The organism is Alteromonas sp. BMJM2 (assembly GCF_027257845.1).
In the GTDB taxonomy this organism is placed as follows: domain Bacteria; phylum Pseudomonadota; class Gammaproteobacteria; order Enterobacterales; family Alteromonadaceae; genus Alteromonas.
On the sequence record NZ_JAPVOT010000004.1, the window covers coordinates 153,493 to 179,003 of the forward strand.

17 protein-coding genes are annotated in these 25,511 nt (G+C 44.8%); 11 read left to right on the top strand and 6 right to left on the bottom strand.

Translation table 11 applies throughout. From position 1 onward, the window contains the following. The first annotated feature begins 25 nt into the window (after positions 1–25). On the top strand, positions 26–2,740 hold the full coding sequence (locus O9X84_RS06755; protein WP_269518902.1) for an ATP-binding protein: 2,715 nt from the start codon (positions 26–28) through the stop codon (positions 2,738–2,740). 214 nt (positions 2,741–2,954) lie between these two features. Here the strand turns inward: O9X84_RS06755 and O9X84_RS06760 are convergent, their stop codons facing one another. From O9X84_RS06760 to pepA, 3 genes are all read right to left on the bottom strand, one after another. After that, a complete protein-coding gene (locus O9X84_RS06760) occupies positions 2,955–5,729 on the bottom strand; it encodes a valine--tRNA ligase (protein WP_269518903.1) in 2,775 nt (924 codons plus the stop codon). A gap of 127 nt (positions 5,730–5,856) precedes the next feature. Next, positions 5,857–6,279 (bottom strand): DNA polymerase III subunit chi, encoded by a 423-nt coding sequence (locus O9X84_RS06765; RefSeq protein ID WP_269518904.1) that lies wholly within the window; start codon positions 6,277–6,279, stop codon positions 5,857–5,859. A 6-nt stretch (positions 6,280–6,285) separates the two neighbouring features. After that, positions 6,286–7,791, bottom strand: coding sequence for a leucyl aminopeptidase (pepA, locus tag O9X84_RS06770; RefSeq protein ID WP_032097563.1), 1,506 nt, complete (start codon positions 7,789–7,791; stop codon positions 6,286–6,288). Positions 7,792–8,051: 260 nt separating this feature from the next. Here pepA and lptF point away from each other — a divergent pair, with 260 nt between their 5' ends. Further along, positions 8,052–9,152: an LPS export ABC transporter permease LptF gene (gene lptF / locus O9X84_RS06775; protein WP_269518905.1), complete on the top strand. Its 1,101-nt coding sequence runs from the start codon at positions 8,052–8,054 to the stop codon at positions 9,150–9,152. After that, positions 9,153–10,214, top strand: a complete 1,062-nt coding sequence (gene lptG, locus O9X84_RS06780) for an LPS export ABC transporter permease LptG (RefSeq protein ID WP_269518906.1) — start codon at positions 9,153–9,155, stop codon at positions 10,212–10,214. It abuts the gene before it with no gap. 226 nt (positions 10,215–10,440) lie between these two features. On the opposite strand, the gene O9X84_RS06785 is transcribed toward lptG, so the two are convergent. Continuing rightward, entirely contained in the window at positions 10,441–10,884 is a 444-nt protein-coding gene (locus O9X84_RS06785) for an RDD family protein (RefSeq protein WP_203565055.1), read from the bottom strand. Between the two features lie 576 nt (positions 10,885–11,460). On the opposite strand from O9X84_RS06785, the gene O9X84_RS06790 reads away from it, so the two are divergent. The 6 genes from O9X84_RS06790 to O9X84_RS06815 all read left to right on the top strand — a co-directional run bounded on the left by O9X84_RS06790 (position 11,461) and on the right by O9X84_RS06815 (position 17,545). Then, the gene (locus tag O9X84_RS06790; protein ID WP_269518908.1) at positions 11,461–11,994 is read left to right on the top strand and encodes a sigma-70 family RNA polymerase sigma factor; all 534 of its coding nucleotides are present in this window, start codon (positions 11,461–11,463) and stop codon (positions 11,992–11,994) included. Beyond that, a complete protein-coding gene (locus tag O9X84_RS06795; RefSeq protein WP_269518909.1) occupies positions 11,991–12,692 on the top strand; it encodes an anti-sigma factor in 702 nt (233 codons plus the stop codon). The genes O9X84_RS06790 and O9X84_RS06795 overlap by 4 nt, the downstream gene beginning before the upstream one ends. A 169-nt stretch (positions 12,693–12,861) precedes the next feature. Continuing rightward, a complete protein-coding gene (locus O9X84_RS06800) occupies positions 12,862–14,454 on the top strand; it encodes a DUF4331 domain-containing protein (RefSeq protein WP_269518910.1) in 1,593 nt (530 codons plus the stop codon). 11 nt (positions 14,455–14,465) lie between these two features. Beyond that, positions 14,466–14,993, top strand: a complete 528-nt coding sequence (locus O9X84_RS06805; RefSeq protein WP_269518912.1) for an Ig-like domain-containing protein — start codon at positions 14,466–14,468, stop codon at positions 14,991–14,993. 184 nt (positions 14,994–15,177) lie between these two features. Then, the gene (locus tag O9X84_RS06810; RefSeq protein ID WP_269518913.1) at positions 15,178–16,329 is read left to right on the top strand and encodes a hypothetical protein; all 1,152 of its coding nucleotides are present in this window, start codon (positions 15,178–15,180) and stop codon (positions 16,327–16,329) included. 82 nt (positions 16,330–16,411) lie between these two features. Next, entirely contained in the window at positions 16,412–17,545 is a 1,134-nt protein-coding gene (locus O9X84_RS06815) for a HupE/UreJ family protein (protein ID WP_269518914.1), read from the top strand. An 84-nt stretch (positions 17,546–17,629) separates the two neighbouring features. Here the strand turns inward: O9X84_RS06815 and O9X84_RS06820 are convergent, their stop codons facing one another. Then, a complete protein-coding gene (locus O9X84_RS06820; RefSeq protein WP_269518915.1) occupies positions 17,630–20,770 on the bottom strand; it encodes a WD40/YVTN/BNR-like repeat-containing protein in 3,141 nt (1,046 codons plus the stop codon). Positions 20,771–21,231: 461 nt separating this feature from the next. On the opposite strand from O9X84_RS06820, the gene O9X84_RS06825 reads away from it, so the two are divergent. Continuing rightward, positions 21,232–22,209 carry a DUF1852 domain-containing protein gene (locus O9X84_RS06825; protein ID WP_269518916.1) on the top strand — a complete coding sequence of 326 codons (978 nt, stop codon included), beginning with the start codon at positions 21,232–21,234 and terminating at the stop codon, positions 22,207–22,209. Between the two features lie 135 nt (positions 22,210–22,344). Next, complete coding sequence (locus O9X84_RS06830; protein WP_269518918.1) at positions 22,345–23,406, top strand: methionine synthase; 1,062 nt, start codon at positions 22,345–22,347, stop codon at positions 23,404–23,406. Here O9X84_RS06830 and O9X84_RS06835 read toward each other — a convergent pair. Further along, positions 23,377–25,455 (bottom strand): GAF domain-containing hybrid sensor histidine kinase/response regulator, encoded by a 2,079-nt coding sequence (locus O9X84_RS06835; RefSeq protein ID WP_269518919.1) that lies wholly within the window; start codon positions 25,453–25,455, stop codon positions 23,377–23,379. The genes O9X84_RS06830 and O9X84_RS06835 overlap by 30 nt on opposite strands. Positions 25,456–25,511 lie beyond the last annotated feature (56 nt).

Genomic DNA, 25,511 nt, shown 5'->3' on the forward strand with positions numbered 1-25,511 from the left:
AATAAAAATAAGGCATTCGCGCTGCATGCTATCCTCAATACGAACACAGCTTGTTATTGTTCTCGCTGCACTTATTGCTCTGATACTTTTTCAAAGTTATATCGCTCATGAGAACCAAGTAGTATTAAATCGGGGGGTAGACTCTGCCAGCGCTGCAATTACTGCGGTAGGCACGGTAAAAGAACTAGAACGTGATGTAGTCGACCTACAGCGAAATGTGCTGATCTTTAAAGAAAATGCTAGCTCATCAGCCATTACCCGTTTCACCCGTTTAATGGCTTCGATAGATGTAAAGCTCGACACGCTAGCGCAATCAAACATCGTGTATTCAGAATCCGATGAGAATCATGTGCTTACTCGAATGCATGAGCATCTCGATGCGTACAAGGACAACTTCACTCAAGTTGTTGATGCTCGAGCAAAGCGCGATAACTTAGTCTCTGAGGGCACCCTTGCCAACATTATTTCCTTACAAAACCTCACAACTCGGCTTGTAGAGCAAAGCGAAATAAGCGTTACTACTTTTAATGAGATTAAAAACCAGCTTATTCTTGCCGAAAACGCCACCCTTAAATACCTGCAAAAACCAGATATCATTTTTGTTAACGCCTTTAACCAGGCACTGCGCCCGTTTGACTCAATTGTGAATAGAGAGAGTGATACCTCAGCTGAACGTATTACTGCAAGAGTGGATAGACTTAAAGCCGACTTTTTAACCCTGACTCAAATTACTCAAGGAAATTTGTTTTTAGTTAATGTGGTGATGGCTGGCTCGGCGAGAGAGTTTCTGTACTTAAGCGGCGAGTTAGCAAATAACGTATCGGCACAGTCTGATGCTATCACTATGCAAACTTATGAACTTGCAGCAAGAACGCAGAAAAACGGTGAGCTATTTTCGTTAATCTCAATTTTATTAGCCCTTATAGCCGCCATTTTTACCATGGTAAGAATACTTGGGCCTATTCAGTCTATTACCCGTGTTTTTAACAAGCTCTCTCAAGATGTGCAGATTGAAAATATTCCCGGTAGCAAACGCATTGATGAAATCGGCAAGCTGTCGAGAGCCGCTATGGTGTTTAGCGATAAGAACCGGCAAACCCAAAAGCTACTAGAAGATGCACAAAATTTAAACGTTGAACAAGAGCGTCTTAATCACGAACTGAGAATATCAAAGCTTAAAGCGGAACAGGCCACCGCATCAAAAAGCATCTTCTTAGCGAACATGAGCCATGAAATCCGTACTCCTATGAATGGCATTATTGGCTTAATAGAACTTGCTCAAAAGCAAACACTCAGCAATACGGTAAGAGACTACCTTGATAAAGCCGCCTATTCCGGTCAAATTCTACTGAGTGTGATAAACGATATTTTAGATTTTTCAAAAATTGAAGCGGGCGAATTAAAAATTGAAGAAGTGAATTTCTCCCTTCATTCACTGTTTGATAACTTAATTGCCGTAATAGCGCTTAGGGCGAAAGAGAAAAACCTTTCAGTTCGCTTTTCAGTCAACCCTTCTCTGTATTCACAAATTGTTGGCGACCCTTTACGCATTGCTCAAATCATCATGAATATAGGTAATAATGCGGTTAAGTTCACTGAACAAGGGCGTATTGAAATAGAGTTTGACGGTGCGTTAAGTGATTCTGGTGACGTATTCAATCTGACTATACGAGTGTCTGATACTGGCATAGGAATGAGCCAAGCTCAGCTTGGCCGAATATTTAAACCCTTTACGCAAGCAGACGGCTCAACAAATAGAACCTATGGCGGTACGGGCTTAGGTTTGGCCATTGTGAGTCAACTTGTGGAACTTATGCACGGCGAATTACACGCCACATCAGACTTAGGTAAAGGCAGCGAATTTGTTATTACCCTTCCGCTTAAAGTGATTAATCGGCAGAAAGGCGTGTTGCATCAAACACCAGCGTTACCCAATGACAGTATGTATTTAACTGACTGCGCACTGCTACCTCAAGCTTATATTCAACATATTCAGCTTTCGTCACAGTCAATTGTGACGATTGAACAAGGGAAAGATAGGGCTGACCTACCTGCGCATATCCTTATTGATGTCCCCGACTTTGCTACCTTCAGGCAAAATTTAAGCTGGTTTAAAACGCTGGTTGAAGACGGCAAATCTGTGGGCCTAGTGATGGAGAGTGCGGGTAGTGCGCTACAAGCAAAATATGCATCCCTTTGGCACAATCCGCTCATTATGCACCCGTTTACACCGGTTCAATTTGAGCGATTTATTAAGCAGGTGATATCAAAAGACACATCTGAGGAATCTCAGATTGTAAAAGATAAAGAGAGTGAAGAGAAAAACGTATTCTTTGAAGGGCATGTTCTTCTAGTAGAGGATAACAATATCAATCAACTTGTGACGGGTGAAATGCTGAACAACGTAGGGCTAACCTTTGACGTGGCCGAAGATGGTAAACAAGCCGTTCGCAAAATTGAAAACTCTTCGGAATACGACCTTATCTTAATGGATGTTCAAATGCCTGTTATGGACGGTTACGAGGCTACCAAAGCACTTAGGGCGAGAGGCTTTACCGACATTATCATCATTGGCCTATCAGCCAATGCAATGGAAGAAGATAAGCAACATGCCATTGATGCAGGAATGAATGACTATCTTACTAAGCCTATCAAACAAAAGGCGCTCACCGTGAAACTTGCGAAATTTCTCACGAAAGAAGCTTACGAGGGGAATAGCAAAAACCACTATCACATTTAAACTTTTATGTATAAAAACGGGGCCGACTGTATACGTATAGCGTACAGTGACCCCGTTTTTTATGGCTTATTTAGCATACTGACGAACACGAGTACTGAGCCTTTAAGGCAAAGGTAAACGTCGTATAGGCATTAAAGAGGCTAAGCCTTAAAAAGGCTTAGCGTTAACAAACGTCGTTTAACTAACCTGAATATTCGTTAGCTGAATCATTCACTTAGAGTGCGGCAATAGTATCGTACTGCTCTTTAAGCTTAGCCAGTGCCTTTTCACCTTCGTCTAATTTTGCGCGCTCTTTTTCAATAACGGCTTCTGGTGCATTACTGACAAACTTTTCATTGCCCAGCTTTCCGCGAGTTCGAGACACGTCTTTTTCTACTTTCTCCATGGCTTTAGTGATACGAGCAAGTTCTGCATCTTTATCAATCAATCCTGCCATAGGAATAAGAATCTCCATCTCCCCCACTAACGCAGTAGCGCTCGCTGGCGCGGTATCGTCTTTGGTTAAGATAGTTACGCTCTCAAGTTTAGATAACTTGTCTAAGAAGCCTTTCGCAGCGTCTAAACGAAGCGCATCAGAATCACTGACATTCTTAAGCAGCGCGTTTAGCGGCTTATTCGGTGAAATATCCATTTCGCCTCGAATATTACGAATACCGACAATAAACTTCTTCACCCATTCAATATCAGCGAGAACCGTGTCGTCTTGCTTAGCGCTGTCTACTTCTGGGAACGGTTGCACCATGATGCTAGCGCCGTCTTCTATCTTAAGCGCACTTAAAGGCACTACACGCTGCCAAATAGTGTCAGTGATAAATGGCATAATTGGGTGCATTAAACGCAAAAGGCTTTCTAACACATTGATGAGCGTATGACGGGTTCCGCGCTTTTCAGCTTCGCTACTCGCGTCGTTGCTTAGTACCGGCTTAGTCAATTCCAAATACCAGTCGCAGAACTGATTCCACGTAAACTCGTAAATTGTTTGTGCTGCAATATCAAAACGGTAGTCAGACAATGCTTTTTCAAACTCAACGAGAGTTTGCTGAAACTTCGCCCAAATCCAACGATCGGCCAGACTGAGTACCATCTCGCCGCCGTTAACGCCAGTATCGTGCTCTTCTGTATTCATTAATACAAAACGTGACGCGTTCCAAATTTTATTACAGAAGTTGCGATAGCCTTCAACGCGAGACATATCAAAATTAATGTCACGGCTGGTAGATGCCATTGCAGCAAAGGTGAAACGAAGTGCATCTGTTCCGTAGGCATGAATGCCGTCAGGGAACTGTTTGCGGGTGCGCTTCACAATTTTTTCTGCTAGCTGAGGCTGCATCATTCCGGCTGTGCGCTTTTCAACAAGCGACTCGAGGTCGATACCGTCAATCAGGTCGATAGGGTCAAGTACATTGCCTTTCGACTTCGACATTTTATCACCGCTCTCATCGCGAATAAGACCCGTGATATAGATGTCTTTGAACGGAATTTTGCCGGTAAACTTCTTAGTCATCATGATCATTCTGGCTACCCAGAAGAAAATAATGTCAAAGCCTGTTACCAATACTGAGGAAGGAACAAACGTTTCTAAATCAGGGGTTTCTTTAGGCCATCCCATTGTTGCAAATGGCCATAATGCGCTTGAGAACCAGGTATCAAGTACATCGTTATCTTGTGAAAGCGTTACATCATTGCCAAGGCTGTGTTTTGCACGCACTTCTTCTTCTGTGCGCCCTACATATACCTTGCCGCTTTCGTCATACCATGCGGGAATTCTGTGTCCCCACCACAGCTGCCTAGAGATGCACCAGTCTTGGATGTTGTTCATCCACTGGAAGTAGGTTTTGTTCCAATTCTCTGGAACAAAACGAATCTCTCCACTTTCAACAGCGTCAATGGCTGGCTTAGCAAGTGACTCTACCGCTACATACCACTGGTCGGTAAGATACGGTTCGATAACCGCGCCGGTGCGATCCCCACGAGGCACTTTAAGTTTATGCGGTTCAATCTTAACCAATACACCTTGGCTGTCTAGGTCGGCAACAATTTGCTTGCGCGCATCGAAGCGATCTAAACCGCGATACGCCTCTGGCGCCTCTTCGTTAATTTTGGCATCGTCGGTTAAGATATTGATCATAAGTAAGTCGTGGCGCTTACCCATGTCATAGTCGTTGAAATCGTGAGCCGGCGTTATTTTTACGCAACCGGTTCCAAATTCCATATCTACATAGTCATCAGCAATAATAGGAATTAAACGGCCCGTAATAGGCAGCTTAATGTCTTTGCCGATAAAATCTTGATAACGCTCATCGTCAGGGTGAACGGCTACTGCGGTATCACCTAACATAGTTTCGGGACGAGTTGTGGCTACCACAAGCTCACCACTGCCATCGGCAAGAGGATAACGCATGTGCCACATATGGCCGTCTTCTTCTTCGTTTAGCACTTCTAAGTCAGAAACGGCGGTGTGAAGAACAGGGTCCCAATTAACTAAGCGTTTACCGCGATAGATAAGCCCTTCTTCGTGCAGTTTTACAAACACTTCGGTTACTGCTGTTGAAAGGTCATCGTCCATAGTAAAGACTTCGCGAGACCAGTCTGGCGAGGTGCCCAATCGACGCATTTGGCTAGTGATTGTGCCACCACTGTGTTCTTTCCATTCCCAGATCTTTTTAATAAAGTCTTCTCGACCTAGATCGTGGCGAGTTTTGCCCTGAGCGTTTAGCTGGCGTTCAACCACCATTTGCGTAGCAATACCAGCGTGGTCGGTACCCACCTGCCATAGGGTATTGTCACCCTTCATGCGGTGATAGCGAGTAAGTGCATCCATAATGGTTTGCTGGAAACCATGACCCATGTGCAGGCTACCCGTCACGTTCGGTGGAGGAAGAAGAATACAATAGGGGTCGCCGCTACCAGATGCTTTAAATAAACCCGCCTCTTCCCATTTTTGGTAGCATTGCTGCTCAATAGACTGCGGTTCGAAGGTTTTATCCATTACTGACTCTCGTTTAAAAGCTGATGTAAAAAAGTTGACGACTGTAGGCGATTTTTGTTGTTTCGCTCAAATCTAGTCATGCACTGTATAGATTTGCGTTGAATAAGCGGTATCAAGGTACGCCATGTCACACAGACTTAAACTGCATATTACATCCAGCTTGCTGATAGTTTTTGTATCTCACCCGCGCTGCTTGCTTAGCATTTTCATCCACGGGCACAAAATCGATGATTTGGCGGTGATGGTTAGGCGATGACACCATCCCTGAACCCACGTTGACCACCATTTGTCGTCTGGCAACCTGCTCAGGCTGCCAACATATTTCTACCGGCGTGCCCGCTTGCGGTCCCTCACCATAAAGGTTGTGAGGAACAAAACGGTTCGCCGGTAGTTGCCACAACAATTCATCAACTTCTTCTGCTTGTGCTTGTGTATCACACAGCACGCTAATTTTTTGTTTATTAGCAAACGCGTTAGCAACGACTTCACTGGCTTTACCCGTTACGCCGTTATCGCTAGCACTGAGTTGATAAAAAATAACCTGTGGCATAGAAGATTAATCCTCTAGCTTAATGTCGGCACGATTCATCAAGAATTGTGACAACATAGGTACTGGGCGTCCGGTTGCGCCCTTGTTCTTGCCACTGCGCCATGCTGTTCCTGCAATATCCAGGTGGGCCCAGTTGTACTTTTTCGTAAAGCGCGATAAGAAGCACCCAGCAGTAATACTGCCTGCAGGTCGTCCACCTAGGTTTGTCATATCAGCAAACGGGCTTTCTAGCTGCTCTTGGTAGTCATCCCATAGCGGCAGTCTCCACGCACGATCTGAACTTTGCTCAGAAGCATTTAACAGTTCGTGTGCAAGTGGGTTGTGCGTACTCATGACCGCCGTAGCATGATGACCTAGCGCAATAATTGCCGCGCCTGTGAGCGTTGCCACATCAATGACTAACTCGGGCTCGTAACGCTCTACGTAGGTAAGCGCATCGCACAATACCAGCCTACCTTCTGCGTCGGTGTTAAGTACTTCAACGGTTTGTCCCGACATAGTAGTCAGTATGTCGCCAGGGCGATAGGCGTTGCCACTGGGCATATTTTCACAGCCAGCCAACACGCCAATAATGTTGATTGGCAAATTCAGCGCAGCAATGGTGTGCATGGTTCCCAATACACCGGCAGCGCCGCCCATGTCGTATTTCATTTCATCCATGGCTTCGCCTGGCTTAATTGAAATACCACCGGAATCAAAAGTAAGGCCTTTACCTACTAGTACAATAGGCGCTTGATCTGCAGGACCGCCGCGATGATGCATAATACTCATCATACTTTCATTTTCTGAACCGCGACCTACAGCCAAATACGCCTGCATGCCTAGTTCGGCCATTTGCGTTTCGTCCACTACTTCAGCCGTGACGCTGTCATAACGACTCGCGAGCTCTTGGGCTTGTTTCCACAAATAGTCTGGATTACAGATATTTGGCGGCATATTAGCCACGTCTTTGGTCACCTTTGCACCGCGAGAGATAGCTAGACCATGATCTACTGCGCGCTCACCTACTGTCAGTTCTCGACGTGTAGGCACATTGAACACGATTTTACGCAGTGGGCGGCGAGGCTCGCCTTTTTTGGTTTTTAACTGTAGAAAAGTGTAAAGAGAGTCTTCAGTAGCTTCTACTGCTTGACGCACTTTCCAGTAGGTATCACGACCTTTTACATGAAGCTCGGTTAAGAAGCACACCGCTTCCATTGAACCCGTTTCATTCAGTGTTTGAATTGTTTTAGCGATAATATTTTTGTACTGGCGCTCGTCTAGCTCTCGCTCTTTGCCACAACCGACAAGAAGCACACGCTCGCTTAATACGTTTGGTACGTTATGCAGTAGCAACATTTGCCCGGCTTTACCTTCAAGGTCGCCGCGGCGCAACAGATTGCTAATGTAGCCATTGCTAATTTCGTCAAGCTGCTCTGCTACTGCCGTTAATCGGCGTGGTTCAAAGACACCTACAACGATACAGGCACTACGTTGTTTTTCGGGGCTGCCACTTTTTACACTAAACTCCACGATATTACCTCGCTTTTCGTCGTTTATAGTTTGCACGATGACTAAAATCACGTAACGTTTCGCGCTGCTTTATGTTTTAATACGCAGCATAACTTTTTAGTTCGCTGCAATTAACGCGTTTGCCCATAAATATAGGCCAATTTTGCGTCAAAACATCATGCAAACGGTTTATGATTGCAGGCAAAACTTGTAAAAACGGTAAGTTTAAACAAAATTGTGCTTTCTTTCACTAAAATTCCTAATTATCCGGGCAGACTGAGATGCTGATATTCCGCTATTTACTTAAGGAAACGCTTAAATCTCAGCTAGCGATTTTCTTTATCTTAATGGCCATTTTTGTCACTTTACGCTTTGTTCGCGTTTTAGGTGACGCTTCTGATGGCGATATCCCAGCCGGGCTCGTTTTAGGCTTTCTAGCGCTTTATGCCCCCATACTATCATCTCTTGTTCTTCCGATAAGCGCTTATCTTGGAATAATGCTGGCTCACGGTCGTTTATACGTCGATAGTGAAATGACCGTCATGCGCGCCTGTGGTATCAGTGAATGGTACATTACCAGAGTGATGCTGTTCTTATCGGTGCTGATCATGATAGTGACTGGTGCAATCACGCTATACTTTGCGCCTTTAGCTGCAGAAAACGAATACCAGCTAAGAGAAAAAGCGCGCAATGAAGCAGGCATTTCCGCCCTAATGCCCGGCCGTTTTCAACAAACCGGGAACGAAAAGGCGGTTATCTTTGCTCACGACGTAGATGAAAACGATAAGCTTCAGCGAGTATTTTTATCGCAAAATCAGAGCGACGATAGCAAAGAGCAAGTTCGTGTGGTTTACGCGCAAAGCGGCGACGTGGCAACCAATGCCGACGGCACCCGAAACCTTATTCTCAAGCAAGGCGTACAGTACGAAGGCGCTCAATCTGGCAAGGCCTATCGAAAAGTAGAATTTGATGAATATCAGATTCAAATTGCAGATAAGCCCGCTGAAGAGCCCCGTAAAAAGGTAAGCGTTTTGCCCACGGTAGAGTTATGGAACGACAGCAGTATTGAAGCGCGAGCAGAATTGCAGTGGCGCATTGCTATTCCACTGTCTATCCCGTTTTTAGTACTCATTGCTGTGCCGTTAAGTGCCGTTGACCCAAGACAAGGTCGCTTTGGAAAAATGTTCCCTGCCATTCTTCTTTATCTAGGCTACTTCTTATTATTGCTGGCTAGCCGCCGCGTATTAGAAGATGGAAAAATGCCTCCTCAGCTGGGCTTGTGGTGGGTTCATGCTGTCATGTTGGTTATTGGGTTTGTGTTAATTGTGCGCGATAGGAAAACCGGCACGCAGCTGCGCGCTTGGGTACTGGGGAAAAAGTAAATGTTCAAAATCCTCGATTTATATGTCGCTCGCACATTACTAGGCACGGTAACCGTAACCTTAAGCGTGCTAATTGGCCTAAGCGCTCTCATTAAATTTGTAGAGCAGCTACGAAAAATTGGCGAGGGCGACTACGATATGCTCGTTGCCTTTCTCTACGTAATACTAAGCTTACCTCGTGATCTAGAGCAGTTTTTCCCCATGGCTACCCTGCTCGGTGGTTTAATAGGCATGGGTGTACTTGCCAGCAACAGCGAACTGGTAGTAATGCAGGCTGCGGGATTAAGCCGGTGGAATATCATTAACTCTGCAATGAAATCTACTCTCGTAATGATCCTTGTGGTAATGGCAGTAGGCGAATGGGTAACACCTATTAGCGAAACAAAAGCCAAACAAATTCGCACAGAAGCTATTTCCGGGGGAAGCTTGTTTTCGTCTGATAAGCTGGTATGGGCGAAAGATGGAGAGCGTTTTGTCAGCATTGGCCAAGTACTCAGCCAAGACTCATTAAAGGACATTCGCATTTATACGTTCAACCCAGACCTCTCCTTACAAAGCATCAGCTATGCAAATTCAGGGGCATTTGATGATGACGGGTGGTGGCTAAATAATGTAGATGTCACGTCTTTTACCGAGCAACAAATTACCAGCGAAAGCTTTGAAAGAAAGCGTTGGAATTCAACACTTACACCAGACAAATTGGGCATTGTTGCTGTAAAACCAGAGGCGTTATCGATTACCGGGCTTGTTGATTACGTCAATTACTTAGAAAGTAACGACCAAGACCCTGCTCGCTACGAACTGGCCCTATGGCGCAAAATACTCCAACCGGTGTCTGTTGGTGTTATGTTGCTCATGGCGCTGTCTTTTATCTTTGGTCCGCTAAGAAGCGTAACCATGGGTGCTCGGGTTATTATGGGTGTGCTGACAGGCTTTGGATTCTTTATTTTAAATGAAGTGTTCGGCCCGGTGAGTTTAGTTTATCAGTTGCCGCCCTTCTTAGGCGCTATTTTACCGAGTCTACTGTTCGCTGCCGTGGCTGGAATTATGCTCAGGCGCTAAAACGTTTTGGCTTGAGCTGGTATGCACTAATCAGTTTTGAGCTAAGTTTGGCACCCTTCTTTATAACAAGACGGTTTTGGACCAGCTTGTTGTAAAACAGTCCGTTTGGGACCTGTTTACTATAAAACAGTCCTTAGAGGCCAGGTCGTTTTGAGCCGATTTTTTTCTAAACCAGGGCAGTGTTACTGCCCTTTTTTATTTTCAGCTTTTTGTTTATTTAAATGTTCTACCAGCTTTTATGATCGTTAGCTTCTTTAGACAGCTTTAACACCTCTGTTTTTGCTAGCCTATCTTGAAGTGACTGCTTTTCTTTCACATCAAATAGAACCAATAACGTACCTAGCCCGAAAAGCGAACCGACCAAACGCGTTATCAGTCGAGTCATTGTTACCGGCTCTTCTACCGTGCTGAATATGCGTAGACGCCATGCTCGCATACCCAAAGTTTGACCACCTCGTTTCCAAAACCACAAGAAAAAACCCGCTACCCAAAGCCCTACCCAGCTTTGAATTAATAGCTTATACCCCGTGGAAGCTTGAATGAGGTCTGCTGGCTCAGCAAAGCCCTGCATATCGAGCCCGCCATTTTTAAGCATGACAATGAGCGTCACTATCATCACCATTGCTGCACACATACCTACCGCAACCGCGACGAGTACGTCATATACCATGGCAGCAAGGCGTCTAAAAAAACCAGCCCTCTCACCAAAATCATTGGCAGACTGGGCCGTATTCGGCTCAGCGTTAGCACTTTTTTCACTTTTCTCACTTTTATTGCGAACTCGTTGTTGAGGTCTCGTTTTGTTTTTGGCCACGGTGTTCTCTTTTCACTACTTAGGTGCTGACATTATCACGGTGTAGTGTGACACAAGCTTGAGTTTGCATAAACACGCACACCGCTCAATTACGTGCTTTTCATATTTATTGGGCTTTAAAGCTACGCGATTTATTAAAAAAAGGGTTAACCCTAAAAGCACTTCGAGCGTTCTAAATACACAATGAATAAGAAGCGAATAGAAGAGACCGGCACGACACACAAAATGTGTACTGGCAATTATCAGGAAGCAATGACAATTGCACAAAGCATGCTATTGTCATTCTTAACTGGTTTTTGCATCTTTTTGTGCATCTAGATGCGCGCGACGATCGTTATATATTAAAAACATGTAAGTCTTATTATGGCTAACAACAATAAATAAACGTACGGCAACGGGCCTAGCCCACATAGCTGTACTCAAGGAGCCAAAATGGAACACGAAATTCTGTTTCCGCTGTTATGTAAAACTGCTGAAGGTAATAAAACCGCCTTTGCCGAGCTTTATAAAACAACCAGTTCACAACTATACGCAGTAGCACTTAAAATGCTTAAGCGGCCAGAACTTGCGGATGAAGCAACGCAAGATGCCTACATAAAAATTTGGCACAATGCAGGAAGCTATCAACGAACTAAAGGTACGGTATTAACGTGGATGGTGAGTATTGTGCGCTATCGAGCACTCGATTTGATGCGCTACCACAATGTACGCAATGAAGTTGAGCTAACTGAAGATGCTACCGCTATTCCAGACACTCCACAGGCTTTTAAGTTAGGCGGCGAGCAGGAGAAACTCGTCGCTTGCCTAGATGAACTCGACGGACCACAACGACAAGCTATCCACCTTGCTTACATTAATGGCTTATCTCACCAGGAGGTGGTGAATTATTTATCGTCGCCGCTAGGCACAATAAAAAGCTGGATTCGAAGAGGATTACAAAGCCTTCAAAGGTGCTTATCACTATGAATTATTTAAAAGAAGAAACGCTTAACGCGCTTGCAGCGGAATATGTGGTAGGGACACTACGAGGAAAGGCCCGCGTTCGTTATCAAAAATTGATGATGCAGTATCAAGCGGTGAGCGACGCCACTGCGCAATGGGAACAATATTTAGCGGGTTTCAACGATGTGGTTACCCCCGTTCAACCGCCAGAACGGGTATGGGATGTGATTCAACAGCGCTTGGGGCATTCCGATTCTAAAGACACATCAGCGCAAATTGTTGATTTTGAGCGTGCAAAACGCAATCGCTGGAGAGGCTTGTCTGCACTATCTACCGCTGCTGCATTAGTACTTGCTGTGTTGCTTGTCGTTATGCAACCTTCTCCTGTTGAAGAAGTGTCGCATATTGCTGTAGTGAATAACGCGGATAACACCCCATTGTGGGTGATTGAAGTGTCACCAAGCACGTTGGACGTGAAAGTGACCAATGCCTTCACTGCACTTGCTAATAAAGATTACGAACTATGGATGGTTCCTGCAAATGGTGAAGCGCCGATATCACTTGGACTTATGCCTGAACTGGGCGGTGATAGCAGAAACACGCCGGACATTTTACTTGATAGCAGCATAGCGGCCCTCGCGATTAGTTTAGAAGAGCCAGGCGGCTCTAAAACGGGTTCGCCAACCGAAGTACTTTATATCGCGCCAATCTTGTCGGTATAAAATATTTTTCAACTGCTCTAAAGGCCGCATTTTTACTGGTAAAAATGCGGCCTTCTTCTTTTTGCTTACCTTTTTTAAGCATTTATTTTAATTCTTTTTGTTTTTTTTGCATCTAATAGCGCATCTCACTCGTTTGGCTTTGTGAACTCATCAAACAGAGAGATACACAATGACAATCTTAAAACGCAAAACACTATCGGTTGCAATAGCTCTCACTTGCGCTGCCGTTACTGCTGGTGCCTTCGCATCAAGTCACAGAGAAGCGCCAAACATTACACGCGCACCTGCTTTAGACAGCACAGATTTTTACGCTTTTAACAGTTATGAAGAAGGCCGCGACGGCTACGTAACCTTTATCGCCAACTATATTCCACTGCAAGATGCTTACGGTGGTCCAAATTATTTTGCTATGGATCCAAACGCGCACTATGCCATTCACATCGATAGCGATGGTGATGCCGTTGAAGACGTAAGCTTTGTATTTAATTTCACTAACATGCTTGCTGCCGATAACGAAGGCATTGCCCTTCCGATTGGTCCAGAAGGCAACCAAAAAATGGTGAAAGTACCGCTTAAAAATATCGGTGGTATTAGCGCCGATGATTCAAGCGCGGCGAACTTCTCTGAAATGTACTCGCTAACGATGGTTTCTGGCGACATGCAGAGCGGCGAGCGCACTACATTAACGCCTTCTATGGGTGATATGTTTAAGAAGCCGCTTGATTATATTGGTAACAAAACCTTCACCAGTGAAGCTGAATATGCTCGTTATGCAGAAAGCTTTATCTACTCGTTTGCTATTCCTGGCTGTGATGACATGGCTCGCGTATTCGTAGGTCAGCGTAAAGACCCCTTTGTAGTTAACCTTGGTAAAACATTCGACTTGGTAAATTATGTACCTGTTGAAGGTGATAGTGCGCCGGGTGCTGGCGATGGAGAAGGTTTTCCAGGTGGTATTACACAAAGCGAAAACAACGATGACTTACTAGATAAAAACGTAACGTCACTGTCTGTTGAAGTACCTGCAACGTGCGTAACCGGTGATGGCAACGGCGTAATAGGCAGCTGGACTACAGCAAGCTTGCCACAAGCAACCATCCTAAACCCAGATGCAACGTTCGCAAAACCATCAGTAAGTGGTGGTGCTATGACACAGGTATCTCGTTTAGGCAGTCCGCTAGTGAATGAATTAGTTATCGGTATTGGTGACAAAGATACGTTCTCAAGTGCGCACCCAAGTGACGACGGTCAGTTCGCTGATTACGTTACTCACCCGTCGCTACCAGAACTACTCAACATCTTGTTTAAAGACGCGGTTAACACCACGCTAGGTACGGATATTGAAACATTAGCGCCAACAAACTTCCCAAGAACCGACTTGGTAACAGCGTTCCTTACTGGCTTCCCTGGTGTTAACCAGCAAGCAACGGTGACGCCGTCTGAAATGCTTCGTTTAAACACGGGTATTCCAGCCACACCAGCAGAGTCACAATCGGCATTTGGTGTAGCAGGCGATGATTTAGCTGGCTTCCCGAACGGTCGTCGTCCAGGTGATGATGTTGTGGATATTGCGCTTCGCGTAGTGATGGGTCGTCTGTGTTACCCAATTCCAGTAGCAGGTGAAGATACAGACCTTGGTTTGTGTGCACCTGAAGATGCAAGCGTAGGTACAGTGCCATTTACTGACGGTGCACCTGTGGATGCAAGCATGATTGATTCATCATTCCCATACCTAAGAACGCCTATTGCTGGCTCTGAGTAAGGAGCACAACTATGAATAAACCTATTGAGAAAAAATCAAATAGAAACATTCATCGAATTTGGATCGCTACATCGTTGGCACTAGCTCTATCGGGTTGTTTTGATAGTGATGATGACAACAAAGCGCCTGAAATCAATGAAGCACCTGTTGCAGTAGATGACATGCTGACAACGCAGGCAGACATTGCATTTGAAGGGACGCTTGGCGCGTCTGACCCTGAAAACGATCCACTTTCGTTTGCATTAGAAGAAGATGGTTCGTTAGGTTCAGCCGCTGTAAACGCAGACGGTAGTTTCACCTACACGCCTAACGCTCAGGTAACAGGCTCAGACAGCTTTACCTTTAGTGTTAGCGATAGCTTTAATCAGAAGGTGACTGGAACCGTCACAGTGACAATTGAAGCTCAGCAACTATCAGTAACAAGCTATACCAGAGCGGCGTTTAATCAAGCCCCAACTGATGAGCCTCTTCCAGTCAATGGACGGGAGTTTACTCAGGATGCTGATGATGCAGCGTTTGACGATCTATTAATCGATTAAACTGTCTTTTGTCAATTAGACTGTCTTTTGTCAATTAAACTGTCTTTTGTCAATTAGACTGTCTTTTATCGATGAAATTAAACAACAATCTTTTTGACAGCACGTAATAAAAGCCTGATTAATAAATCGTTGTAAAAGAGCATAACCGCAAGGCCAAGGATGGCCTTTTTTTTAGGGAATTTTCATGTTCAAACCTCTACCTTCATGTGTCACTTTCTGTTCTTTTTTAATTACTGCAAGCGCTTCATTACTGCTTTCAATGCCAACAATAGTTAATGCAGAACCTGAAAGTAACAACGCTACACAAGAAGTATCTAAAGACACCATCATTGCCACTTGGCAACCTACTGCCACAACACTTTCTACTATTTCTGATGCAGAGAAACTTTTGACCGCAAGTCGTTTCTTATTAGCATCGGGAAATGAGCGCCAGCAAGTTACCCAGTTTGTTAATAGACTTCGTTCATCAAAGGCAGAATTTAACTACGAGCAGCGACAGCGCCTGGTAATTCTCGAAGCCAGGTTGATGCAAGGCGTACATAAATTCGATGACGCTCTTCAACATCTTAATGCCATTGATACCACGCACTCTGGAGCTGCGCAGTTACTACTGGCAGATATCAACATTCAGCGAGGTCAAGGCGACAAGGCGAAACTACACTGCGAACAGCTAATGGGCAAAACCAGCTTTCTTCTTGCTTTTGGCTGTGTGTTAAATGCCGATTTCTCCATAGCGCCTTCAGAAGATGTATATAACAAGCTGCAAAAGTTTGAGCGTTACACATCACTTACGAATGCTGAATCGGTTAATGACGCTGAATATCTATGGTATAGAGAAACACTAGCAAGCATGGCGCTAGCACTTGAAAAGCCAAATCTTGCCGTTCAGCAGCTATCAGAATTTACTTTATCAACGCTGCCAGTAAGTGCTTTGATAACATGGGCCGATGCCCATTATGCTTTGGGGCAATATGGCACTATAACGACAGTGCTTGGCCAAGAAGTCAGTGATATATCCCGCTTAGACGATGCACTGTTGTTAAGATGGGTGAAAGCACAAAAGGCCCTAAACTTAGATAACACAAAAGAGATGCGCCTTTTAGGTAAGCGCATGCAAATAAGAGCATGGCGAGAGGACACATCACACGCTGCCCAAGTAGCAAGCTATTACCTAGATGTAGATTATCAGCCACAGCTAGCGATAAAGTTTGCTCGCCTAAACTGGGAATATGCCCAAACCAAACACGATGAACATTTATTGAAACGAGCGGAACATGCCCTGAGCGCGAAGGGCGCAGAAGCTGCTCAAGCAACACATGTCTCTCACGCTTCTTAGAGCTTTCAGGTCTCTCAGACATCTCAAATCACTGAGAGCTAGGGCGTTTTTACAGTTAAGCTAACGGAGTTAGAGCTAGGTTATGCAACGAGTAGTATTATTTTTCTTCATTTTTTTTAGCACACAATGCGTGTCTCATGAGTTGAGCAGTGGGTATCTTACACTGAGCCAGCAGGAAGCTGGCGTGTTTCAGGGCGAGTTATTACTCAAGCCAGAAGACATCGGCCAAGCCGCTAATTTAGACACCAATAATGACGGACGGCTATTGTGGAGTGAAGTGTTAGCGAATCAACAACAGGCTGCCGCCTATATTGCCAACGCGCTACAGATAAAGCAGGGAAGCGGCAAGTGTCGTGTTTCTGCTGCCTCTCCCACTACGCGTTCTATCTCCGCCGAATCTCTTGTCGTTTATCCTTTGTCGGTTAGTTGCCAGGCGCGTGGCAGTGAAATCGGCAGTGAAGACGGCAGTGAAGACAGCAGAGTAATCAGCATTAGCTACGAGGGTATTTTTGACATATCGCCAACCCATAAGCTTCTTACTACGGTAAATGTGCAAGATGAAACCCTGACATCGGTGATTGCCGAAGACAAACGCATACTGACCCTGACGCCTAAAGTACTGTCGACCACGTCGCAATTTTTTGAAATGGTATACCAAGGCATTTGGCATATTTTTATTGGTCTGGACCATATTCTCTTTCTCGTGGCGACCTTACTTACTGTGAACCTAGCTCGACATCAACGCACGTGGAAAAAAGAGGACAAGAAGCGCGATATTGTTAAAAATACGGTAATTTTAGTGAGTGCCTTCACCCTAGCTCATTCTATTACGCTTACCGCTACCGCCCTTGATATCATTACGCTAGACAGCAGATGGGTAGAGCTGGGCATTGCAATTTCCGTTATGCTAACGGCACTGAACAATATATTCCCGGTGGTATTTAGGCTCGGCTTTTTAACCTTTGGCTTTGGTCTTCTTCACGGCATGGGCTTTGCCAGCGTGTTTGCAGAATTAAACGCACAATCAAACAGCCTAGTAATGAGCGTAGCCGCATTTAATATTGGCGTTGAAGTTGGGCAGCTCGCCATCGTATCCCTACTGCTGCCCCTACTTATATTAGTGCGAAACTGGCACGTGTATGCCAAAACCATCATGCCTATCGCCTCATCAGTCATCGCGATTATTGCATTAAACTGGACTTTACAGCGCTGGTAGCCTCAAAAGAAAACGCCCCCGTTTGATATTTATTTCAAACGGGGGCGTTTCATTTTTTGCCGCTTTGTTCAACCTATGCCGATTTTACAAACCCTCTAAATCGTACACGCCTTGCTTAGAAAGCTTTTCATTTAACGGCGCAATTCGCTCGTTAAATAAGGTTTGCAGATTCAACTTATATTGCTGCCATTTTGCTTCAAGATCGTCTAACCGCTTAAGCGCGCCGGCTTGCGCTGGTGCACCCGTTCTATCAAAGTTATCCATTAAAAAGCGTACTTGTCTGTCGAGCATATTTGGCCAATTAATGTCGTCTTCGAAGGTTTGATGTTTGGGCTGGATAACTAACGATTCCCATTCATCTATTTCACTCACAATGCTTTCGATGGATGTTGACACGTCGTTCGCTAGCATGACGTTAGACGTTGCCACATGCTTAAGCCGGTCACGGACATCACGGGCTTTTTGAAGGTGGGCGAATAATTCATTGAGCACATCTTCACTCGCCTGAATACTTTGCTCTACTTTTTGTAATTCCGCAGGCTGAGCATTCTCTCTTGGGTCGGGCAACACATTAAAGGGGCGCGTTTGCGATACCTCGCCTACCGTGATTGTTGCCTTATATTCCCCCGGCATCACTCTCGCGCCATTCCAGCCACCGAACAATTTTACGTTATCAATACAATTAAGGGGCTGACGACGTAAATCCCACTCAAAAGCGTTAAATCCAGCATCGGTAGATGGATGCGTAAACTTCAACGGACTGCGAATGTCTTCATTTCCTTTCGCGCATATTTCAAACGCACTTGCTGAAGAAGATAACGCGCGCACCAGTTGGTTATTGGCATCAAATATATCTATTCGAAGGGTTTCGTCTTCATCTAATGCCTCATTTAAGAAGTAGCGAAATGTAGCTCCTCTCGCAGGGTTTTCTGCTTCTAATTGACCACTTATATTGCCTCCAGCTAGAAGGCGTACCCCATCAACAGGGCTAAACTGAAACAACACTTCATCAACCAAGGTATTGTTAGCCTCGCGAAGTGGCGCTATGTCGTCCAATATCCAAAAGCCCCGCCCTTGAGTAGCAACCACCAAATCATCGCCTTTCACCTTAAGGTCGGTTATTGCCACCGGCGGTAAGTTGAGCGAAAGCTTTTGCCAATTTTTACCATCATCAAAGCTGATGAACATTCCGCTTTCTGTGCCGGCAAACAACATGCCTTCTTGCTGACTATCTTCGCGAACCACTCTTACAAAAGCGTCTTCCGGTAAGCCTTTATCGATACGCGTCCAGCGTTTACCGTAATTCGTCGTTTTATAAATATAGGGACTGTAATCGTTAAGCTTGTAACCAGTAACCGCTACATAGGCTTTTCCTTCGGCGTGAGGGCTTAGCTCTATGGCATTTACCTGCGCTTCTTTTTTATGGGGCGTAATATCTGTCCAGTTTTTGCCTTCATCTTTAGTGAGATGCAGTTTGCCGTCATCGGCGCCAACCCAAAGCTCTCCCGCGTTTGTTGGCGACTCAGCGATATAAAAAACCGTATTGTAATATTCAGCGCCCGCCTGCTCGTTAGTAATTGGCCCGCCATTTAGCCCCTGCTTTTCAGCATCGTTACGGGTAAGGTCGGGGCTGATTTCTTGCCAATTTACGCCTCTGTCAGTGGTTTTTAGTATCATCTGTGTCCCGTAATACACCGTATCAGGGTCGTGTTGTGATACTAAAACTGGCGCATTCCAATTAGTGCGATACTTTTGGTCTTTTGCATTACGACCAAACACGTATTCAGGGTAAGGCATGATAGGACGGGTTAACCCACTGCTTCTATCAAATTCAGTAAGCGTACCGTTAATGGTAGTCGCGTATATAAGCGTGGGATCATCGGCATTAAACGCAATATGAGCGCTTTCTCCACCGCCAACGGCAAACTGTTCCTCTATGCCTATTCCGCTATCGAGGGTAGCAGATGGCGTCGCCATGGTGGTATTGTCTTGCTGGCCACCATATACATAGTAGGGTTTAAGGTTATCTGTGGTCACACGGTAAAACTGTGCGGTAGGTTGATTATAAATGCTCGACCACGACTCTCCGCCATCAAAGGTGATGGTTGCGCCGCCATCGTTAGCGTTGATCATGTTTAAGCTATCTTCTGGGTTAATCCACATGTCATGGGTATCACCGTGAGGCAGCGATTTTATTTCAAAGGTTTTGCCACCGTCGATGGATTTGTGTAGCTGAACGTTCATCACATAAAGCGTGTTGTCGTCGTTAGGGTCTACTTTGATATGATTGTAATACCACGCCCTGGCTTTCAGAATATTGTCGTCATTCAGTAATGTCCACGTTGCGCCCGCGTCGTCACTGCGATACAAGCCGCCCTCATCGGCCTCAATAATGGCGTACAAACGCTTAGGATTAGAGGGTGATACATCAATACCAACTTTGCCAATGAGTGTAGGCAAGCCTTTTTCAAGTTGCTCCCATGTTTCTCCGCTATCGGTAGATTTGTATATACCGCCGCCTTCACCACCAGATTTTATAAACCAAGGGGTTCTGCCGTGATGCCACATACTGGCGTACAGTACCCTAGGGTTAGACGGATCTAAGGCTAAATCCGCTGCCCCTGTATCGCCATTCACTTTTAAAACGTGTTGCCACGTTTTGCCGCCGTCAGTGGTTTTAAAAATACCCCGCTGCTCATTAGCCGACCAAATATTGCCTTGAACTGCAGCCCAAGCAATATCTGGATTAGTGGGGTGAATACGTATTTTTGGAATTTGACCGCGATTTTCTAAACCAACGAGTTCCCACGTTTCACCGGCATCAGTAGACTTATAAATACCCTTACCGTGGCTTGTGGTTACTCCTCGAATAGGACCTTCGCCGGTGCCAACATAAATAACGTTATTGTCTGAGGGCGCAACGGCAATAGAACCAATGCTCCCTACAGCGAAATGTTCATCCGAAATTGCCTTCCACGACAATCCCGCATTAGTGGTTTTCCACACCCCTCCACCTGCTGTGCCCATGTAGTAAAGTTGAGGTTTTCCATCAACTCCGGCAACGGCGACAGAGCGACCGCCGCGGTATGGACCAATAAATCGGTACTCCATGTTGTCGAAAAGCTCTGCGCTGACGGTTTCTTCTAATGCACTGGTTGAAAATGATGTACTTAGTAATGTGGTAATAGACACAACTAAAGCCACTAATGCTCGTGGTGATATCATTGTTGAACGCCTTATGGTGTTTATTCTTATGTGTTGATTCTTAAGTGCTTGGGAAAGCCTTGATTAAAAACGAACTTAGGAAACGTTTCGTAAAATTCTCCTTTATAATGCAGTGTACTGTTATCAAAGGTAAAGACCTAAATAAGTAAAGCTACAAAACGCCATCTACTGCTCGCTCTTTGGCACCAAATCTAGCTCTTCATTTCACTGGATGCCCCACTCTTTAGTTATTTCTTAAATTTCTTCTCGTTATGTTTGTTTGGTTAACGCGTTACAAAGCTATCGCGTTCGCAACGTAGAAAACGTAACAGCGTGTGTTACGAGAAATTGAACCACTTAATTTCGCAACAAAGCATGAACAAAAATCATATAAAAATGAAATTAAGTCATTTTTATTCATAGTTTTTATTGCGTATAACATGGTTATCGTTTTCAGCACTAAACATAGAGCCAACACCGCGATGACTAACGAATTTGAATTTACTATCACTCGTACTCGTTTTGATGAAGACTATCAGCCTTCTGAGCATACTCGGGTAACCACAAACTTCGCTAATCTAGCGAGGGGTAAGCAGCGAAAAGCTAACCTGCGCAATGCACTGCAAATGATAGACAATCGATTTAACGCACTTGCTACTTGGGATAATGCTGCTGCAGATAGATACGCTGTTGAGCTTGATATCATATCGGTTGATGTGGATGTCGAGGGCAACGGAGAGAGCTTTCCAACCATTGAAATTCTTCAAACCAATATTGTTGACACACAAACGGGCAAACGCTCGCAAGGTATTGTTGGCAATAATTTCTCATCGTATATACGCGATTACGACTTTAGTGTGGTGCTGTCTAATCACAACAAAGGACAGTCGCATTTCAGTGTGCCTGATGACTTTGGTGAGCTGCACGGAAAACTATTCCAGCACTTCTTACACTCTGAGGCCTACAAAGCCCAGTTTACGAAGTCGCCGGTAATATGCATCAGCGTGTCTGACAACAAGGTGTATCGCAGAACAGAAAATGAACACCCCGTTTTAGGCGTAGAATACACCCCTAACGAGACCTCATTAACCGAAAGCTATTTTAAAAAGATGGGACTGAACGTGCGCTATTTTATGCCGCCGAATAGCGTCGCCCCCTTTGCCTTTTATTTCTTTGGCGACCTGCTAAACGACTACACCAATTTAGAGCTTATTAGCACTATTAGCACAATGGAGACGTTTCAAAAGATTTATCGGCCTGAAATTTATAACGCAAATGCTATTGCGGGTAAACACTATAAACCGAACCTCAATCACCAAGATCATTCCATTACCCGAATTGTTTACGACCGAGACGAACGTTCACAACTAGCGGTTGAACAAGGCAAGTTTGTTGAGGAGAAGTTTATTAAACCCTATCAAACCGTGCTGACCCAATGGTCACGACAATGCGCTTGGTAAAGGCCAAGCAGCCTTGTGCCAGCTAGCTCGCTGTCGATTTTCTCATTTTCACTATTTCTGTAGACCCTTTGGTCTTCTAAAGGTTTTAGTTTTCTATGGGAATAGCTTAACTAGGTTATTATTCAAAAATACATTATGAAAACACTATTACCCACTTCCACCTCAGGCAGTCTTCCAAAACCCGCATGGCTGGCGCAGACTGAACAGCTTTGGTCACCGTGGAAACTAGCGCAAGATATTTTGCCTGAGGGCAAGCACGATGCGTTAAAGCTGTCACTTCACGAACAGCAGTGCGCCGGCATTGATATCGTGTGTGACGGAGAGCAAACTCGTCAGCACTTTGTTACCACCTTTATCGAACACTTAAGCGGTGTGGATTTTGAGAATCGAGAAACGGTGACAATTCGAAATCGCTATGAAGCCAGCGTACCAAGGGTAATTGGTGCCGTTAAGCGCACCCGCCCCGTGTTTGTGGAAGATGCCAAGTTTCTTAGAAGCCAAACATCCCAACCCATTAAATGGGCCCTACCCGGCCCAATGACTATGATTGATACGTTATATGACGCTCACTATAAAAGCCGGGAAAAACTGGCCTGGGAGTTCGCTAAAATTCTGAACCAAGAAGCCAAAGAATTGGAAGCCGCTGGCGTCGATATCATTCAATTTGATGAACCTGCTTTCAATGTGTTCTTCGATGACGTTAACGAATGGGGCGTGGCTGCTTTAGAGCGAGCGATTGAAGGGCTTAAGTGCGAGACAGCCGTGCACATATGCTACGGCTATGGCATAAAAGCGAATACAGATTGGAAAAAAACCTTGGGAGAAGAATGGCGTCAGTACGAGACCATTTTTCCAAAGCTTCAAAAATCAAACATCGATATCATTTCACTGGAGTGCCACAACTCTAAGGTTCCGCTGGAGCTGATGATGCTTATCCGCGGAAAAAAAGTGATGGTCGGCGCAATAGATGTAGCCAACCATAATATTGAAACCCCAGAGGAAGTAGCCACTACGTTAAGAAAGGCGCTGAAGTTTGTGGAAGCAGACAAATTGTATCCCTGCACCAATTGTGGAATGGCCCCGTTACCTCGCCATGTAGCTCGCGCAAAGTTAAGTGCATTAGCAGCAGGTGCTGAGCTCGTGCGACAAGAACTAGTAACACAACAGTTAAACGTCGGTCAGTGCGCTGCGAAGTAAATCATACAATACGGTTAGTTTTACTGGCTTAGCCAAATGCGCATTAAACCCGACCTGGGCGTAGTGCGCTATGTCAGTACTCATTACATTTGCAGTTAGTGCTATAACGGGAACACTCTGATTTAGCTTTTGTATTTCAGCAAATGCCTGAAGTCCGTCCATTTCAGGCATTTGGATATCCATTAACACTAAATCGAATGTATTTTTTGAAAACTGTTCAAGTGCCTCAACCCCATTTTTAGCAAAATATAAGTCTGCCTGGGTCGGTGCTAGCATAGATTCGATAACAAGGGTGTTTATATCGTTGTCTTCGGCAATAAGAATTGTCTTACCAAATAGATTAGGAACATCGTCCGTTTTGGAAACGGTGCTTTTGCTTTCTAAGTTTGCGTGCTCAAGGGGTAAGGTTACCGTAATTGTTGTGCCCTGATTACTAACGCTATCAACTTCAATGTTGCCCCCCATCATTTGAACTAGACTTACCGTGATTGACATACCCAATCCAGTGCCACCAAATTTACGAGTTGTGGATGAGTCAGCCTGAGTGAAACGTTCAAATATCCGTGCCTGCGCTTCTTCAGACATGCCAATACCCGTATCTTTTACGGTGAAACGTAACGCGCCTGAAGAATAAGAACTATCGTTCATCAATGCTATGCTGACTTGTCCCGATTTGGTGAATTTAACGGCATTGGCACACAGGTTAAGAAGGACTTGCCTCACCCTCACTACATCGCCTTTCCACCCATCAACAAAATCTTTGCTTATACTGGATTTTAACGCTATTTGTTTTTCAGTGGCTTCTAGGCTTAATTCTGAGTGCACATGCTCCATAACACTACACATTGAAAAAGGCTGCTTTTCTAACGTCAGCTGGTTAGCTTCAATCTTCGAATAATCCAGAATATCGTTGATGATTGTAAGCAAACTTGTAGCAGAGAAGTTTGCTTTTGATATAAGCTTCTGTGATTTTGAATCTAAGTTTGAGCGTTCTAACAACTGCAGCGTGCCGAGTACACCATTCATTGGGGTTCTTATTTCATGACTCATATTGGCAAGAAAGTCACTTTTAGCTTTAGTGGCCTGCTCGGCTTTAACCTTTGCTTCTTGTAGTTTTTTTGATGCTTCCTCGCTATCGGTTACATCGTGGAACGTACCAAACAATCTTGTACATTTATCTTCGACGAACTCTGCCTCGCCCTTCGTGACGACCCAGCGACGCTGTCCCTTCATCGTTGTTATCTGTGCTTTGAGATCCCACGGCTTACCGTGCCGAATAGCCGAATCCACTGCTTTCATTAATTCGTTTCGGTGTTCGCCAGCGGTATAGAAGTTAAACGCCTCTTCAAATGTTGGTTGGTAATGTTCGGGAGCTTCGTGAATTTTCCGGGTCTGGTCGCTCCATTCCACATTGTTCCGGTTATGGTCGACTTTCTCTAAAATGCTATTTTTAATTTTGGTCTTTTTTGTTTTTAAACTTTCGACGTTGATAGACCAAGAGCCTATTTTCCCTACGTTCTCTAGTTTTGCGAGGGTCGATGCTTTTGATTTTAACTGTTCAAGCACTTCTCTTCTTGATATCTCAGAACCTAACCACTGAGCAAATAGCTCGATAAACTCATAACTTTCTGACTCAAACCGGTCAACAGGTTTAGCAGCCGAGAAATTAATGGTGCCAAATACCGTGTTACCAGTAATTATTGGGGCAGCGAGATACGCTTCGAGCTTTTGTGCTTCATAGCAGGGGTGGTTAGCAATTTCTGAAAAGCCTACGTGGTTAAACCCAACCACTTTGTTTCTATTGATTGTGTAATGACAATAGGTTAAGCCAAGGTCGAAATGCATTCCGGCATCAAGACCATCAACATTATTAACAGTTCTAAATACCGTATAATCATCACCTACAATTTGACTCACAATACCGACTTCCAAGCCAAACAGGTCGAGACCAAAGCGCAGTAATGCATCCACTTTCTCATCAAAATCTAGCGACTGATTAGATACGATATTGTGGAAGCTTCTTAGTGGGTTCACTTTTTCCGCTTTCATTTGGTGTCTTCCATTGAATTGAACATCACGCGGGGTACATACTGTTTTGAGTATTT